We start from the raw sequence: 17323 nt of genomic DNA on the forward strand, positions 1-17323 counted from the left end.
CTCTCCCCGGAGACCGAGCAAGGAAATCCCGTGCATCATCCCGTGCATCCGCACTCTCAGGACCCCGGCCGTACCTCGGACCGGGAAGGCGGCCAGCACACGGCCGGGGACGCTCCCGAGGCCAGTGCCACGGAACGTGGCGGAGACCCCGTCCCGCCTGCCACCGGTCCCTTCTCCGGCTCCGCCGAGAACGGATACCGCCCCTCCACGAGGGCGAGCGTTCCCAACCCCTACACCACCCGGCGGGTGAACGTCGACGACGTCGACACCGGAACCACCCCGGTCGGCCAGTGGCGTGGCGTTGGCCTCGACGAGCCCGAACCACGCCCCTCGCCCATCCCCGCCACCACGGACGCCATGACTGACACTCCTTCCCAGCCGGAGCGCGCGGAGCGGCCCGAGGCCCCCGCGGCGCACACACAGCCGTTCGCGGCGGCTCCCGCCCCGGAGCCCCCGCAGCCCCAGGACCGGCAGCCCCAGGGCCAGGGGCCGCAGCCTCAGGGCCGGCCCCAGGCTCAGCAGCCCCAGGGCCCCGAAGCGCCGACCGCTTCCCAGCGGCCCGGCTCCCAGCAGGAACCGGGCGGAGCACCCCGAGGAGGAGAGACGTACCAGCAGCCTCCGCGGGCGGCCGCGTGGAACGGACAGGAACACGCGCCCCAGCCCTACCAGGCGCCTGGGGAGCGGCCCGCGGCTCCCGCGCCCCCGCAGGTCCAGGGACAACACGGGTACGCCGCCTCGCAGCCGCCAGGCGCCGGCCAGATGGGCCACGACCCCTACGCGGTGTACGGAGGTCCCTACCAGCAGGCTCCGGGCGCGCAGTACGGCAACCCCCACGAGCAGCGCTGGCAGGAGCAGCACTACCACCCCCAGCAGGCGCCCCCTCCGCAGGCGCCCCGTCCGGAGGGATACGCGCCCGCGCCGCCGCAGTACGGCGGCTACGCCCCCTACCCGGCTCCCTACCCCCAGCAGGCTCCCTACCCGCAGGGGCAGCCCGGCCCCTATCCGATGCCGTACCCGCCCCAGCCCCAGCCCCAGCCCCTGGTCACCTACCAGGGCGCCTACCCCGCGCCCTTCCAGCCCCCCGGCTACGTCTTCCAGGGGCAGCCGGTCTTCTACCCGGGCCAGCACAACCCCTACGGCCAGCCCGTCCAGCACGTCATCGTGCTCACCGCCGGACAGCCGCCGAAGGTGGTCAGCGCCGAGTCGGCCAGCATGCTGTTCGCCGAGCACGCCGAGACGACCGGATCGGAGCCGGAGGACGCGCGCGAGGACCGGGCCCTGACCCGGGCCGAGCCGGACGACGAGGCCGACACCGGAAGGAAGCGGGAACTCGAGAAGGCCGCCGACCCCCGGTCCGAGCCGGAGGAGCCCGCCGCACCCGGACCCGTCACCGAGGAGCCCGCGACCGAGGCAGCGCTCTCCGAAGCGGCGGAGAAGAAGGAGGAGCTCCAGGCCGCGCTCTCCGACGGGGGGCACACCCTTCTGAACGAGGCCCTCGCCGGCCTGGCCATGCGCGACCTGTCGCTCGTGGACGCCCTGCTGGAGATGGTCGAGGACCTGGAGACCGACTCCCAGGACCCCGATCTGCTCGACAAGCTCTTCCAGATCGACAACTTCGCGACCCGTATGCGGCGCAACGGGGAAAACTTCCTGGTGCTCACAGGACATGACGGTGGCGAGTCCGACGCCCACGACGAGATCGTTCCGCTGCTCGACGTGGCCCGCGCCGCCACCTCCGAGATCAAGGACTATCCCAGGGTCCGGATGGGCAAGATCCCCCAGACCTCCATCACCGGTATGGCGGCCGACGACATCAGCCACCTGCTCGCCGAACTCCTGGACAACGCCACCGCCAACTCGCCCGAGCACTCCCAGGTCGTGATCAGCGCCCAGGAGATGGACGACGGACGGCTCATGGTCGTCGTCGAGGACGAGGGCGTGGGCATTCCCGATGCCCAGCTCGTCGAACTCAACAAGCGCCTGGGCGGCGAGCCGGTCCTGGACGACGAGGTGCCCCGCCACATGGGCCTCTACGTCGCGAGCCGGATCGCCAGGAGACACGGGCTGGAGACCAGGCTCGAGTCACGCTCCTTCCGAGGGGTGAACGCCTACACGATCATCCCCAAGGAGCTGCTGCGCGTGGCCACTCCGCGAACCCCCGGACAGGCCCGCACGTCGACCGTTCCGGCGAGTGCCCCGATCGCTCCGGCTCCGGTGGCCCCGGCCGCTCCCAAGCCCCCCCGCCCCTCCGTCAACGGATCGGCCAAGCCGCCCGCGGGCGACTCCTCCGCGGTCACCTCCGCCGGTCTGCCCCGGCGCAGCGCCACCCCGCACGGTTCCCCCCTGCGGATGATGCCGCGTCCCGGGCAGGGCCCGGACGAGCCGCCCAAGGCCCGCGGCAACACCCCGCCCAGACTGAGCGGTGACGCCAGGGCCGAGCAGATCCGAGACGAGCTCGGCGACTTCTTCGACGGGGAGCGTGAGGCGCGCGAGGGCACCGACGAGCCGGAGGACGACAAGAAGTGACGGACCTCCCGACCCCGTTCGGGGGTGCCCCTCCCGGTGCGCCCCCGCAATCCGACCTCAGCGAACACCACACTCGTCCCAGGCAGGTAAGGCACAGCGATGACTGAATCCGTGAATGACAGTGTTGAGAACTTCTCCTGGCTCATCGACCGGTTCGTCCGGGACGTGCGCGGTGTCGAGCACGCCGTCGTGGTCTCCTCCGACGGCCTGGTCCTGACCCACTCCAGCGACTTCCCCGAGGAGCACGCCGAACAGCTCGCGGCCATCGCCAGCGGGCTGCACAGCCTGGCCGTCGGCGGGGCCAGCCTCTTCCAGCGGGGTGAGTGCGAGCAGCTCCTCGTCCGCTTCAACCACGGGCACCTGTTCATCATGGCGATCAGCGACGGCTCCTGCATGGCGGTCCTCACCGCCCCGGGCACCGAGCTCAAGATCGTCGGCTTCCAGATGACCAAGCTCGTCGAGAACGTCGCCCATGTGCTTACGCCGCAGCTGCGCTCGCAGTTGCGCGAGGTCATCCAGAACTGACGACGGTGACCGTAACCGTTCGGGAGGAATGAGGTTGCCTCGGCTATGAGCTTCCGCAGGCGAAGGAGTAACCGTGTCCGCCCGTTCACCTTCACTGGTGGGCGGACACGGTCACGGCATCCGCTGATGGTGCAGACCCTGGTCTCGACGTCCGAGCCCGGGCAGGAGCCTCCTGGCACCCTCATGCCGGAGTCGATCAATATCTACAAGCTGTGCCGGGAGACCCGGTCGCTGGCCGAGGTCTCGGCCGAGCTGAACATCCCCCTGGGCGTCACCCAGGTCCTGGTCAGTGACCTGGCTGAACAGGACCTGGTGTACATTCACCCGACCATCACCGGCAGCAGTCCATCGGAAAACCAGGTTCTGGAGAGGGCTCTTCGTGGTCTCGAACGACTTTTCCAGTGACAAGCGGTCGAATCGCAAGAAGATGTCGAGCAAGATCGTCATCGCCGGTGGCTTCGGTGCCGGCAAGACGACCTTGGTGCACTCGGTGTCGGAGATTCCGCCTGTCACCACCGAGGCGATCATGACCGAGGCCAGCATCGGTCATGACGACAACTCGATCACACCCGACAAGACGACCACCACCGTCGCGATGGACTTCGGTCGCATCACCATCGACGACGAGCTGGTCATGTACATGTTCGGCACACCGGGCCAGGCGCGCTTCTGGTTCATGTGGGACGATCTCGTCCGGGGCGCAGTGGGCGCCGTCGTGGTCGTCGACTGTCGGAGGCTCGCTGACTCCTTCGACGCCGTCGACTACTTCGAGACGAACAAGCGCATCCCCTACATCGTGGCGCTCAACAAGTTCGAGGGCCAGCTCGACTACACCTCCGATCAGGTCCGTGAGGCACTGGAGGTCAGTCCGGAGGTACCGATCATCGACTTCGACGCCCGGAGCCGCCTGTCCGGAGGTGAGGTGCTCAAGGCGCTGCTCAGGTACGCATTGGAGCACAACCGCACCAGCGAGCCCGTCGCCTGACGGACGGGGAGACCCAGCCTTCCCCACCGCCCCGCAGATTCCCCAGGAAAGTTAGCGACAATGCGCAAGATCCTTATCGTCGGCGCGGGTCACGCCGGCCTGCACCTGGCTCACGGGCTCCTGACTCATGGTTACGACGTCACGGTGATCACGGGGCAGTCCTCGATGGAGATCCGTACGGGCAAGCCGTCGATCTCGCAGTTCACCTTCCCGACGGCCCTGGATTACGAGCGGCAACACGACCTCGACCTCTGGAGCGCCCTGGCGCCGCAGATCAGGGAACAGACGGTGCATCTGTACCCTGGCCAGGACGAACTCATGGCCTTCACGGGTAGGACGGGTGAGGGAAACGACTACGCCGTGTCCGTCGACCGGCGCGTGAAGATGGCCGACTGGCTGGAGTACTTCGAGGACCGCGGTGGCAAGGTCGTGATCCACGGCGTCACCGTTACGGACCTGGACTACTTCTCCCGCATGTTCGACCTGATCATCGTCGCCGTCGGGCACGGAGAACTCGGGCAGCTCTTCGACTACGACGAGAGCAGGTTCTCCGGGGCCAGGCCGCGCTCGATCGCTCAGGCACACGTCTACGACGTCTGGCCGGCCGAGGGGGAGGACGAGAACGTCAGCTGGGCCGCGTCCGCGGCGGAGGCGGGCAACATCATCCTCCTGCCGGTCCTCAGCCAGGACGGTCCCTGCCACTCGCTGGTCATGGTGGACAAGCGTGGCGGTCCCATGGACACGTGGCCCGACCGACCCGGTCCCGAGGAGCAACTGCGGCGGATGAAGGACCTTCTCCGCCGGTACGCTCCGGAGTACTTCGAGCGCACCAAGGACGCGGTCCTGATCGACGGCAGGAACAGCACCCTGGTCGAGGACCTGACTCCCCAGGTACGAAACCCCGTGGGCGTGCTTCCGTCCGGCGGACGCGTCCTCGGCATGGCGGACGTCGTCGTGACGATGGATCCCTACGTCGGTCAGAGCTGGAACAACTCCACGCGGTGCGCCAAGGCCTACCTGGAGGCCATCATCGAGCACGGTGACCAGCCCTTCGACGAGGGGTTTTTGGTCGACACCTTCGAACGCTTCTGGGAATTCGGTCTGTACAACCAGCAGTGGTCGGAGATGTGCTCGACTTGGTGGGACCAGGGGGACATGTCCCCGGAGATGGTGGAGCTGCTGTCCGCCGCCACTCAGTACCGCGAGATCTCGGACCGCTGGATCCGTGGGTGGGACTATTCGCCGGACTACGGAAAGTGGCTGCTGGACCCGGACCTGGCCACCCAGTATGTGGCTGAGGTGCGTGCGCGACACGGTGGGTGAAGTGCGTGCGCTCCAGCGTCCTGAGCCCGATGTCCACTGGACATCGGGCTCAGGTGTTTTTCGGAGGAGTTGTCAACCGGTTACGTGTCGGGCCGGAATTCCGGAGGACAATGTCCGAAAAGCAAGGCTCCGTTGTCACGGGATGCGAACTGTAGGTACTATCCTTCGGGTTGATGTCCGAAAGTGTGACATAGTAAGTGGTGGGGCATTTGTTTTCTGGGGTCCAATCTGTCTTTCTGTGGACTGATTCGTTAGCGTTGCGGTAAGCCTTCCGGTGACGGCGAGGCGCGCGACGTCCCCGCGGTGCCCTTCCTCTCTTCCCGGCCCCTAGGGAAACCTCGGCTTCCTGAGCAGTTGCGCGAGGGCGCGGACCACTAATCGATCATTCCTGACCTGCATAAACAACGTAGTGGCCCGTGCATTTGCACCGGAAGATCGCTGGGCGGCGGCTCCTGGACGCTGTGAACGGAACGGGGGCAGGTGACATGAGATCGGAGACACGATGGTGACGGGTGCGTGGACGACTCCTGAGGCCGGTGAACTGATCGCTGTGGTGGGGGTCTCCTGCCGCCTCCCCGGAGCCTCGACCCCCGATGCCTTCTGGCGTCTGCTCTGCGAGGGCCGCGAGGCGATCACCGCACCACCCGAGCGTCTCGGCGGGCCCTCCAAGGGCCGTGACGAACGCTGGGGCGGGTACCTCGACAGGGCCGAGGACTTCGACGCCGGCTTCTTCGGGGTCTCCCCGCGAGAGGCGCTGGCCATGGACCCGCAGCAGCGCCTCATGCTCGAACTCAGCTGGGAGGCCGTGGAACGCGCCCGCATGTCTCCGGCCTCCCTGCGGGACACCGACACCGGCGTGTTCACCGGTGCGGTCGCCTCCGACTACACCCTGCTGCAGCAGCGCGCCGCGCGGGGCGGCATCACCCACCACACGTTCGCGGGCACCCAGCGCAGCATGATCGCCAACCGGGTCTCCTACGCCTTGGGCCTGTCCGGGCCCAGCCTGACCGTGGACAGCGGGCAGTCCTCGTCCCTGGTCAGCGTGCACATGGCCATGGAGAGCCTGCGCCGGGGCGAGTGCGGTATGGCTCTGGCGGGTGGGGTGAACCTCATCCTGGCACCGGAGAGCACCGAGGGTGTCCTCCAGTTCGGCGGGCTCTCCCCGGACGCGCACTGCTACACCTTCGACGCGCGGGCCAACGGCTATGTACGGGGTGAGGGCGGCGCCGTCGTGGTGCTCAAACCGCTCGACCGCGCCCTGGCCGACGGTGACCCCGTCCACGCCGTCCTGCGCGGCGGCGCCATGAACAATTCCGGTCAGACCTCCTACCTCGCCCGTCCCGACGCGCCCAGCCAGGAGGAGGTCCTGCGCGCGGCCCATCGTCGGGCGGTGGTCGACCCCGCGCAGATCGGTTACGTGGAACTGCACGGCACCGGCACCCCGGCGGGCGATCCGGTCGAGGCGGCCGCGCTCGGCGCGGTGTTCGCCGACGGCCGGGAGGAACCGCTGAGGGTGGGGTCGGCCAAGACCAACATCGGCCACCTGGAGGGCGCGGCGGGCATCGTGGGCCTGGTCAAGACCGTACTCAGTCTCTCCCACGGACAGCTCCCGCCCACCCGGAACTTCACCGAGCCCCACCCGGGCATCGACCTGGACGCGCTGCGGCTGAGTCCGCAGACCCGGCGCGAGCCGTGGCCCGTGGACGCCCCGCTCGCGGGCGTGTCCTCCTTCGGGATGGGCGGTACCAACTGTCACCTGGTGCTCGGTCCGCCTCCGCCGGTCCACACGGATCTGTCCGGATCGGCAAAGGGGGAGGGGAGCATCGATCCCGTTCCGTGGGTTCTGTCGGCCCGGTCGGAGGAGGCGCTGCGCGCCCAGGCCTCAGCCCTGCACTTCTTCGTCTCCTCCCGTCCGGGCCTGCGGGTACAGGACGTGGGACTGTCGCTGGCCACCACCCGCGCCGTGTTCGAGTACCGTGCGGTCATCTTCGCGTCGGGCGGTGGCGGTGCGCGGGAGCTGGAGTCGGTCGCGTCCACGTCGGTTCCGGCTGACAGGGCACAGGAGCGGCCCGTCATGGTCTTCCCCGGACAGGGCGGCCAGTGGGCGGGGATGGCACGCGACCTCCTCGACGACGACGGCCCCCTCGCCCAGGTGTTCACCCGGCGCCTGCTGGAGTGCGAGCGGGCCCTGGGCCCCCACGTGGACTGGTCACTGGTCCAGGTGTTGCGCGGCGAGCCCAAGGCGCCGGCGTTCATGGGTCCGGGAACACGGGTGGACGTCGTGCAGCCGGTGCTGTGGGCGGTCATGGTCTCCCTGGCCAGGGTGTGGTCGGCGATGGGCGTGGAACCCGCGGCGGTCATCGGGCACTCCCAGGGGGAGATCGCCGCGGCGTGTGTGGCCGGTGCGCTCTCCCTGGACGACGCCGCGAAGGTCGTGGCCCTGCGCAGCCAGGCGCTGACCTCCCTGGCCGGAAGCGGCGGGATGGCCTCACTGGGGTTGTCCCCCGAACGCGCCGAGGAGCTCGTCGGGAGCGATGAGGACCTGCACCTGGCCGCGGTCAACGGGCCCGAGTCGGTCGTGGTCTCCGGCAGCCCGGCGGCAGTGCGACGAGCCGTGGAGCACTGCGTCGACCATGGTGTCCACGGCGCCCTGGTCGACGTGGACTACGCCTCCCACTCGCCGCACGTCGAGCACATCCGCGAGAACCTGCTCGAACGGCTCGGCGACGTCGAACCCCGCCCCGCCCGGACACCCTTCTTCTCCACTCTGACCGGGGAACGGCTCAGCGGGACCGACACGCCGACGGACGCGTCGTACTGGTACCGGAACCTGCGCGGCACCGTCCGCTTCGCCGACGCGGTGAGGGCGGCCGTGGACGCCGGTCACACCACTTTCGTCGAGGTGGGACCGCACCCGGTCCTGTCCTTCGGTGTCGAGCGCACACTGGACGCGGCCGGGGTGGAGGGTCGGGCGCTGCCGACCCTGCGCCGGGAAGCCGGGGACCAGGCGCAGCTGCTGACCGCGGCGGCCCAGGCGTTCACCGTCGGCGTGGACGTCGACTGGGCGGTGCTGTTCAGGGGCACTGGTGCCCGCCGTATCGACCTGCCGACCTACCCTTTCCAACGGCAGCGCTACTGGCCGGACACACGGACCGCGGTGCCCGACCACCGGGCACCGGCTCCGGACCCCAGCGTGTCCGGCGCCCCGCCGCGGAACAAGGGCCGGAGCACCCGTGCGCTGGTGCGTGAACGCACCGCCCGGGTGCTCGGCCAGGCGTCCTTGACGACCCCGGACACGCGACGCGCCTTCCGTGACCTCGGCTTCGACTCGATGATGCTGCTCCAGCTCGGACGGGTGCTGTCCCGGGAGACCGGGGTCCACCTGGAGGACACCGTCCTGTTCGACCTGCCCACCCCCTCCGCGCTCGCGGAGTTCCTCGTCGAGGAACTGGGGGAGGAGCTGCCCGGGTCCGCCGAACCCTCCTCCGACCCGACCGACGCCCCCGCTCCCGCTCCCGTTCCCACCGCCCCGGCGGCATCCGTCGTCGCGGCACCGGTTCCCGACGACGATCCGATCGCGATCACCGCGATGGCCTGCCGTCTGCCGGGCGGGGTGCGCTCCCCCGAGCAGCTGTGGCGGCTCGTCGAGGACGGCGTGGACGCGATCGGTGACTTCCCCGACAACCGCGGCTGGGATCTGGAGGGCCTCTACGACCCCGAACCCGGCGTGCCCGGCCGCACCTGCACACGTTCGGGCGGATTCCTGTACGACGCTGACCTGTTCGACGCCGGCTTCTTCGGGATCAGCCCCCGCGAGGCCGACGCCATGGACCCGCAGCAGCGCCTGCTGCTGGAGACCTCCTGGGAGGCGGTCCAGCGCGCCGGAATGAGCACGGACGAGCTGCGTGAACGCCAGGTCGGCGTGTTCATCGGCGCCATGCCCACCGAGTACGGGCCGCGTCTGGCGGACCAGGACACGGGAAACGACGGGGGGTACCGGCTCACCGGCAGCACCCTGAGCGTGGTCTCGGGCCGTATCGCCTACGTCCTGGGCCTGCGGGGCCCGGCGATGACCATCGACACCGCCTGCTCGTCCTCGCTCGTGGCCCTGCACCAGGCGGCCGAGGCCATCCGGCGCGGCGAGTGCGAGATGGCCCTGGCCGGGGGCGCCACCGTCATGGCCACCCCCGGTATGTTCCTGGAGTTCTCCGCCCAGCGCGGACTGTCCCCGGACGGCCGCTGCCGTGCCTTCGGAGCGGAGGCCGACGGCACCGCCTGGGCCGAGGGCGCGGGTGTGCTCCTGCTGGAGCGTGCCTCGCGCGCCCGCCGCGCCGGACGCCCGGTCCTGGCGCTGCTCAAGGGAAGCGCGGTCAACTCCGACGGCGCCAGCAACGGCCTGACCGCGCCCAGCCGGGAGGCCCAGGAACGCGTGATCCGGCAGGCCCTGGCCTCAGCGGGGGTGGAGCCCGGCGAGGTGGACGCCGTGGAGGCCCACGGTACGGGCACCCGGCTGGGCGACCCGATCGAGGCCAAGGCGCTGATCTCGGTGTACGGCCGTGCGCGCGACGGCTCCCACGGGGAACTGCGGCTGGGCTCGCTCAAGTCCAACATCGGGCACGCACAGGCGGCGGCCGGGGTGGCCGGGGTGATCAAGACGGTGGAGGCGTTGCGGCACGGGCGACTGCCCCGGACACTGCACGCCGACGAGCCCACCGACAAGGTCGACTGGGACGACAGCGGCGTGCGGGTGCTCACCGAACCCGAACCGTGGCCGGACACCGGGCGCCCGCGCCGGGCCGCGGTGTCCTCCTTCGGGATCAGCGGCACCAATGCGCACGTGGTGCTGGAGGGCGTGGCCGACGAGAGCGCTCCCGTCACCGTTCCCGACGACCCCTTCCAGCGCGAACGCCACTGGGTGGTCCCGTCCCCCCTGGCCGGGGCCGTCCCGGAGGCGGTCGCGGAGCCGCCGCTCGACGAGGGACTGGCACTGGCCGACGGGCGCACCGTGTTCACCGGCCGCATCGACCTCGACGGCCACTCCTGGGTACGCGACCACGGCCTCTTCGGCCGGGTCGTCGTGCCCGGCACGGCCCTGGTGGACATGGCCGCGCACGCGGCCGAACGGGTCGGTGCCGCCGCCGTGGCCGACCTGGTCCTGGAGGCGCCGCTGGTCCTGGCGCGCGGAGCGGGCGCCAGGCTCCAGGTCACCGTGGGCGCCCGTGGCGACCGGGGGCGACGCGAGGTGCACGTCCACGCGCGCCCCGAGGACGCCGCGTCGGACGCGCCCTGGACCCGGCACGCCTCCGGCGCCCTGGCCGAGGGCCCGACGCTCGACGCCGAGCGCTCGCACACGGACGGTGCCGCCCCGGCGGACGCCGCATGGCCCCCGGCCGACGCCGAGTCGGTGACGGTGTGGCCCGACTACGCCCGACTGGCCAGGCGCGGCTACACCTACGGTCCGCTCTTCCAGGGGCTGCGGGGGGTGTGGCGGTACGAGGGCGACCTCCTGGCCGAGGTCGAACTGCCCGACGCGTCCCACACCGGCGGCCCCTTCCACGGCCCCCACCCGGCCCTGGTGGACGCCGCCCTGCACGGGGTCCTGCTGTACGGCGGTGCCGACGAGCACGCCCTGACGGTCCCCTTCGCCTGGTCGGGGGTACGGGTGCGTGCCACCGGCGGCGGGGCGGCGCACGGCCGCCTTCGTGTCCGCGCCACCGAACTGGGGCCCGACCGCTACCGCCTGCGCGTCTGCGACGATGCCGGAAACCCGGTCGTGGCCGTGGACGAGCTGGTCATGCGCCCGCTGGACGCGGACGCCCTCCCAGAGCGCGACCCCTCCGAACTGCCGGGCCTGTACGAGCTGGTGTGGGAGAAGGCCGTCGCACCCGACCCCGCCCCCTCCGTACCCACCGGACTGCCCGACCTGGACGGGATCGACCTGGACGGCACGGTGCCGCCGGTGGTCTACACCGAACTGCCCGCCGCGGCCGTCTACTCCGAGGACGCCTCGGTGCCCGCGTCCGTCCGCCAGGGGCTGGACTCGGTCCTGGGGACCGTCCGCGCCTGGCTGACCGATCCGCGTACCGACCACGCCCGGCTGGTGGTGGTGACCTGGCGTGCGGTGGCCACCGATGCGGGCACCCGGCTCACCGGGCTCGCCGCGGCTCCGGTGTGGGGCCTGCTGCGTGCGGCCCAGCGGGAGCACCCCGGGCGCCTCGTGCTCGTGGACTCCGACGGGTCGGAGGACTCGCACCGGGTACTGGCCGAGGCGGTCGGACTCGACGAACCGCAGATGGCACTGCGCTCGGGCACGGTCCTGGTGCCCCGGCTGGTCAGGGCCGACGACGACCAGCGGCTGACACCCCCCGACGCACTGTGGCGGCTGGACACCCGCCGTCCCGGCTCCCTGGAGGACCTGGAGCTGCTGCCCGCGCCCGAGGCCGGGGGAGAACTCGGCCCTCACGAGGTTCGCGTCGCCGTCCGTGCCGCCGGGGTGAACTTCAAGGACGTCGTGGTGGCGCTCGGCCTGGTCGAAGGGGAGACGGGAATCGGCCTCGAGGGCTCCGGGATCATCCTGGAGACCGGTGCCGAAGTGGCGGACCTGGCCCCGGGCGACCGGGTGGCGGGCATGTTCCACGGCGCCTTCGGGCCGATCGCGGTCGCCGACGGCCGCAGAATCGCCCGTATTCCCGACGGATGGACCTTCGAACAGGCGGCGGCCGTTCCGGTCGCCTTCCTGACCGCCTACTACGGGCTGGTGGACCTGGCCGCGGTGCGTCCGGGGGAGAGCGTCCTGGTGCACGCGGCCGCGGGCGGTGTGGGAACGGCGGCCGTTCAGCTCTCCCACCACATGGGGGCGCGCGTGTTCGGTACGGCGAGCCCGCACAAGTGGGCGGGGCTGGCCGGGTACGGGCTCGGCGAGGACCGGCTGTCCTCCTCCCGCGACCTGGAGTTCGAGCAGCGCCTGCGTGACGCCAACGGCGGGCGCGGGATGGACGTGGTCCTCAACTCGCTCAGCGGCGAGTTCGTGGACGCCTCACTTCGGATGCTGCGTTCGCCGGGCGACGGTGAGGGCCCGGGCGGCCGGTTCGTGGAGATGGGGCTGACCGACATCCGTGACGTGCGGGACGTCGCCGAGGCCTTTCCCGGACGAGGCTACGAGGCGTTCAAGCTGACGGACGTGGCTCCCGAGCGGGTCGGCCAGATGCTGGGACGGATCATGGAGCTGTTCACCAGCGGCGCGCTCCAACCCCTTCCGGTCACGGTCCACGACCTCCGCGAGGCCAGGACCGCCTTCCGCGCCCTCCAGCGCGGCGAGAACGTCGGCAAACTCGTCCTGACCGTTCCCGCGCCCTTCCCACAGGAGCGCACCACGCTGATCACGGGCGGCACGGGCACCCTGGGGCACCGGGTGGCCCGCCACCTGGTCACCGGTTACGGGGTGCGCGACCTGCTGCTCATCAGCCGGGGCGGCCCGGCCACCGGGGGCCAGGACGCGCGTACCGCCGAACTGGAGGCCCTCGGGGCCCGGGTGGAGGTGGTCGCCTGCGACGCCGCGGACAGGAAGGACCTGGAGCGGGTCCTGGACGGGATTCCCGAGGACCGCCCCCTCGGCGCGGTGGTGCACACCGCCGGCGTGCTCGACGACGCCACCGTCACCTCGCTCACACCGGAACAGGTCGACAGGGTGCTGCGGCCCAAGGTCGACGCCGCGTGGAACCTGCACGAACTGACCTCCGAGGCGGATCTGGGAGCGTTCGTACTGTTCTCGTCGGTCGCCGGGGTCCTGGGCAACGCGGGGCAGGCCAACTACGCCGCGGCCAACGTCTTCTGCGACGTACTGGCACACCACCGCCGTGGGCACGGGCTGCCCGCCACCTCGCTGGCGTGGGGTCTGTGGGCCGGCGCGAGCGGTATGACGGGCCACATGGACGGGACCGACCTCGGCGTCCTCAGCCGGGGCGGCCTGCTCCCGATGCCCGCCGAGGAGGCCCTGCGGCACCTGGACACCGCGCTGCTGTGGGACATGGTCAACGGCGTTCCCGCCCTGTTCGACACCGCCGCAGACACCGGTGCCAGCGTTCTGCGGAGCCTGGCGGGACCGCCCGGGCAGGGTACCCGGGGCGTCCAGGACGCCCCGGCGGACGGTGCGGGGGCGGACGCCGCGGCCGAGCGGTTCGCATCGCTGTCCGGGGCCGAGCGGGACCGCGCCCTGCTCGCCGAGGTCCGCGCGCACACCGCCGTGGTCCTCGGACACGGTCCCGACACCGGGCCCTCCCGGGTGGGCGCCGACCGGCCCTTCACCGACCTGGGGCTGGACTCGCTCACAGGGGTGGAACTGCGCAACCGGCTCAGCGCCGCCACCGGTGCCCGGCTTCCGGCTACCGCGATCTTCGACCACCCGACCCCGCGTGCCCTGGCCGCGCTCCTGCTGGAACTGCTGTTCCCGGAGAAGCCTCCGCGCCAAGGCGGGGACGCGGCCGAGGAAGACGGCGGCGGAACCGGCGACGAAGCCGAGCACCGGGACGCCAGCATCGATGCGATGGAGGTGGACGAACTCGTCACCCTGGCCCTCCGAGGGCGGCAGGATCCTCATCACGCTGGACAGGAGACGGCAGTTGACCACTGAAGACGCACGCCTGGTCGCGGCCCTCAGGGCCGCGATGAAGGAGAACGCACGACTGCGAGAGGAACTGGACCACTCGCGTCCGCCCGAACCGGTCGCCATCGTCGGTATGGGGTGCCGGTTCCCCGGAGGAGCCGACACGCCCGAAGAACTGTGGGACATCGTCTCCGAGGGCCGCGACGTGGTGCGCACCTTCCCCACCGACCGGGGTTGGGACCTGGAGGATCTTCTCGGCGGGCGGTCAGGAGAGCCGCGTTCGTCGACCAGCGAGGGCGGGTTCCTCGACCGCCCCGCCGCCTTCGACGCCGAGTTCTTCGGGGTCTCCCCGCGTGAGGCGCTGGCGACCGACCCTCAGCAGCGGCTTCTGCTGGAGACCGCCTGGGAGGCGGTCGAACGGGCCGGGATCGATCCGGTGTCCCTGGCCGGATCCGAGACCGGTGTGTTCGTCGGCACCATGCCCCAGGAGTACGGACCCCGGCTGGTGGACGCCTCCCCCGACGGCTTCGCGCTCACCGGGTCGTTGCCCAGCGTCGCCTCCGGCCGGGTGTCCTACACCCTGGGCCTGACCGGCCCGGCGGTGACCGTGGACACGGCGTGCTCGGCCTCGTTGGTCGCCCTGCACCAGGCGGTCCAGAGCCTGCGCCTCGGTGAGTCCTCGCTGGCCTTGGCGGGGGGCAGCTGTGTCATGGCGGCCCCGGGGGTGTTCACGGAGTTCTCGCGGCAGGGCGGGCTCGCGCCCGACGGCCGTTGCAAAGCTTTCTCCGCGGACGCCGACGGCACCGGCTGGGCCGAGGGCGTGGGCATGGTCCTGTTGGAACGGCTCTCCGACGCCCGGCGTAACGGGCACGCGGTTCTGGCGGTGGTGCGCGGCAGCGCCGTCAACCAGGACGGAGCCTCGAACGGGATCATGGCTCCGAACGGGCCCTCACAGCAGCGTGTGATCACGCGGTCCCTGGAGGAGGCGGGCCTCACCCCGGGCGACATCGACATGGTGGAGGCGCACGGTACCGGTACCAGGCTGGGCGACCCGATCGAGGCACAGGCACTCATCGCCGTCTACGGCCGGGGCCGTGCTGAGGACCGCCCCCTCTGGCTGGGATCCCTCAAGTCCAACATCGGCCACGCGCAGACCGCCGCCGGTATCGGGGGAGTCATCAAGTCCGTCATGGCCCTGCGCCATGGCGTCCTGCCCCGGACCCTGCACGCGGACGAGCCCTCGCCCCTGGTGGACTGGTCCGAAAGCGGGGTTCGGCTGCTGACCGAGGCCAGGCCCTGGCCCGAGACCGGCAGACCGAGACGCGTCGGTGTCTCGTCGTTCGGGATGAGCGGTACCAACGCGCACCTGATCCTCGAACAGGCTCCCGAGGAAGCGCGGTCGGAGGCACGGCCGACGGGGGCCACGGCCCCCGTCCCATGGGTACTGTCGGCGCGTACCGAGGCCGCGCTGCGGGAACAGGCGGCCCGGCTCGCCGACCGACTGCGTCGACTCCCCGAAGCCACGCCCGAGGACGTGGGCTGGTCGCTGGCCACCGTCCGGTCCCGGTTCCCGCAGCGGGCGGCTCTCCTGGTCGGTGACCGGGACGAGGGGCTGGAGGCTCTGGACGCCTTCGCGGACATGCGTTCGACGCCGGGCGTGGTCCGTGGCCGCTCCGTGGCCGAACCCCGTACCGCGTTCGTCTTCCCTGGGCAGGGAGCGCTCGACGAGGACCTGGACCTGGGCGCCGTCATCGACGCCTACCCGGACTTCGCCGAGGCTGTCCACGAGTGCGAGAAGGCGCTCGCACCCTACCTCGACTGGTCGGTGACAGCCGCGCTGCGCGGCCGCCCCGACGCCCCTGACACCAGTCGTCCCGACGTGGCCCAGCCGCTGCTGTTCACGGTCATGGTCTCGCTCGCCCGGCTGTGGCGGTCCCACGGCGTCGAGCCGTCCGCCGTGGTCGGCCACTCGCAGGGGGAGATCGCCGCCGCGTACGTCGCGGGCGTCCTGAGCCTGGAGGACGCCGCCTCGGTGGTGGCCCTGCGCAGCAGGCTCGTCGTTCCCCTGGTGGGCGGTGGAGGGATGCTGGCGTTACAGCTGCGGCCCGGGCAGGAGCCTCCCTCGCTGGAACGCTGGAGGGACAGGCTGGACGTGGCCGCTCACAACGGACCGAACACGGCCGTGGTCGCTGGGGAGGACGAGGCGCTCAAGGAGCTCTCCGAGCGGTGCGCCGAGGAGGGGATCCTCGCCTTCCCCGTCGCCGCCAACTTCGCGGCGCACTCTCCTCAGGTCGACGCTTTGAGAGGGGAGCTCCTGACCGCACTCGACGGAGTCCGGCCGGGTCCGGGGAGTATCCCGCTGTACTCCACGGTGCGCGGTGCCCGGATCGACGGCACCACCATGGGCGCCGACTACTGGTACCGCAACATCCGCCAGACCGTGCAGTTCGAGAAGTCCGTGCGTGCCATGGCAGGCGACGGGTTCACCACGTTCGTCGAGATGGGTCCGAGACCGGTCCTGACGGTCGGTACTCAGCAGACCCTGGAGTCCGTCGACGGTAACGGCGGTGAAGCCGCGGTCCTCGGTGCGTTCCACGGTAAGGCCAGCGACCCCCGGGGGTTCCTGGCCGCCATCGCCGAGGCGTGGGTGTGCGGGACCGAACCCGACTGGGCGTCGGTGTGCGCGGCGCACGCTCCACGTGTGGTCGACCTGCCCACCTACCCCTTCCAGCACCGGGACTACTGGCTGGATTCCGCTCCGCGCTCCGCCGCGCACACCTCGGGCCACTGGCCGGAGGCGGAGCCCGCAGTGGTCGGGGGACCGTCGCGGGGAAGTCTGTCCGTGTTGTCGGAACCGGCCGACCGCGACCGCGAGGACGCCGTGGTCGCACTGGTTCGTGAGCACGTGGCGGCCGTGCTCGGTTTCACCGCGCCGGAGCAGGTCGACATCCGGCGGGGATTCCTGGACGCGGGTGGGACCTCTCTGGGGGCCGTGCGCCTGCGCAACGCCCTGAACACGGCGACGGGGCTGGAACTCCCGGTGACCGTCGCCTTCGACCACCCGACACCGTTGGCACTCGCCCGGCACCTGCTCTCCTCGCTGCCCTCTTCCAGGGACGGTGACACCGCCGACCCGGTCACCGCGCTGGACCGGCTCCGGTCCGCGGTGGAGACCACGTCGCTGGAGGGAGCCGAGCGGGACGAGGTGGTGACGGGGCTCCGTGCCCTGTTGGACGCGCTCTCCGACGGCCGGGGAGCGGCGACGGGCGGCACAGAGGAACTGGAAGGCGCGAAGGATGACGATCTCATCGAGCTCATCGGCAGGGAATTCGGAATCTCGTAGTCGGTGTACGCTCCTGAAT

7 protein-coding genes are annotated in these 17323 nt (G+C 71.2%); all 7 read left to right on the top strand.

Translation table 11 applies throughout. The annotated features are described in order from the left end of the window. Window positions 1-30: 30 nt before the first annotated feature. The 7 genes from FYX01_RS27080 to FYX01_RS18940 all read left to right on the top strand — a co-directional run bounded on the left by FYX01_RS27080 (window position 31) and on the right by FYX01_RS18940 (window position 17304). Complete coding sequence (locus FYX01_RS27080; protein ID WP_263363769.1) at window positions 31-2526, top strand: sensor histidine kinase; 2496 nt, start codon at window positions 31-33, stop codon at window positions 2524-2526. Window positions 2527-2625: 99 nt separating this feature from the next. Further along, window positions 2626-3051, top strand: a complete 426-nt coding sequence (locus tag FYX01_RS18915) for a roadblock/LC7 domain-containing protein (protein ID WP_073702711.1) — start codon at window positions 2626-2628, stop codon at window positions 3049-3051. A 45-nt stretch (window positions 3052-3096) separates the two neighbouring features. After that, a complete protein-coding gene (locus tag FYX01_RS18920; RefSeq protein ID WP_082768466.1) occupies window positions 3097-3456 on the top strand; it encodes a DUF742 domain-containing protein in 360 nt (119 codons plus the stop codon). A 22-nt stretch (window positions 3457-3478) separates the two neighbouring features. Beyond that, window positions 3479-4036, top strand: a complete 558-nt coding sequence (locus FYX01_RS18925; RefSeq protein ID WP_150243244.1) for a GTP-binding protein — start codon at window positions 3479-3481, stop codon at window positions 4034-4036. A gap of 60 nt (window positions 4037-4096) precedes the next feature. Then, on the top strand, window positions 4097-5359 hold the full coding sequence (locus FYX01_RS18930) for a styrene monooxygenase/indole monooxygenase family protein (RefSeq protein WP_150243246.1): 1263 nt from the start codon (window positions 4097-4099) through the stop codon (window positions 5357-5359). A gap of 502 nt (window positions 5360-5861) precedes the next feature. Beyond that, window positions 5862-13988: a type I polyketide synthase gene (locus FYX01_RS18935; protein ID WP_150243248.1), complete on the top strand. Its 8127-nt coding sequence runs from the start codon at window positions 5862-5864 to the stop codon at window positions 13986-13988. After that, window positions 13978-17304, top strand: a complete 3327-nt coding sequence (locus FYX01_RS18940) for a type I polyketide synthase (RefSeq protein WP_223830540.1) — start codon at window positions 13978-13980, stop codon at window positions 17302-17304. Before FYX01_RS18935 ends, FYX01_RS18940 begins: the two co-directional genes overlap by 11 nt. Window positions 17305-17323 lie beyond the last annotated feature (19 nt).

Origin of the sequence: Nocardiopsis quinghaiensis, from assembly GCF_008638365.1 — a bacterium.
Lineage (GTDB): Bacteria > Actinomycetota > Actinomycetes > Streptosporangiales > Streptosporangiaceae > Nocardiopsis > Nocardiopsis quinghaiensis.

Bases quoted from the DNA above. Each gene is read 5' to 3' on its own strand.
- FYX01_RS18915 (WP_073702711.1), top strand. From the start codon at position 2,626: ATGACTGAATCCGTGAATGACAGTGTTGAGAACTTCTCCTGGCTCATC.
- FYX01_RS18920 (WP_082768466.1), top strand. From the start codon at position 3,097: ATGAGCTTCCGCAGGCGAAGGAGTAACCGTGTCCGCCCGTTCACCTTC.
- FYX01_RS18925 (WP_150243244.1), top strand. From the start codon at position 3,479: ATGTCGAGCAAGATCGTCATCGCCGGTGGCTTCGGTGCCGGCAAGACG.
- FYX01_RS18930 (WP_150243246.1), top strand. From the start codon at position 4,097: ATGCGCAAGATCCTTATCGTCGGCGCGGGTCACGCCGGCCTGCACCTG.
- FYX01_RS18935 (WP_150243248.1), top strand. From the start codon at position 5,862: ATGGTGACGGGTGCGTGGACGACTCCTGAGGCCGGTGAACTGATCGCT.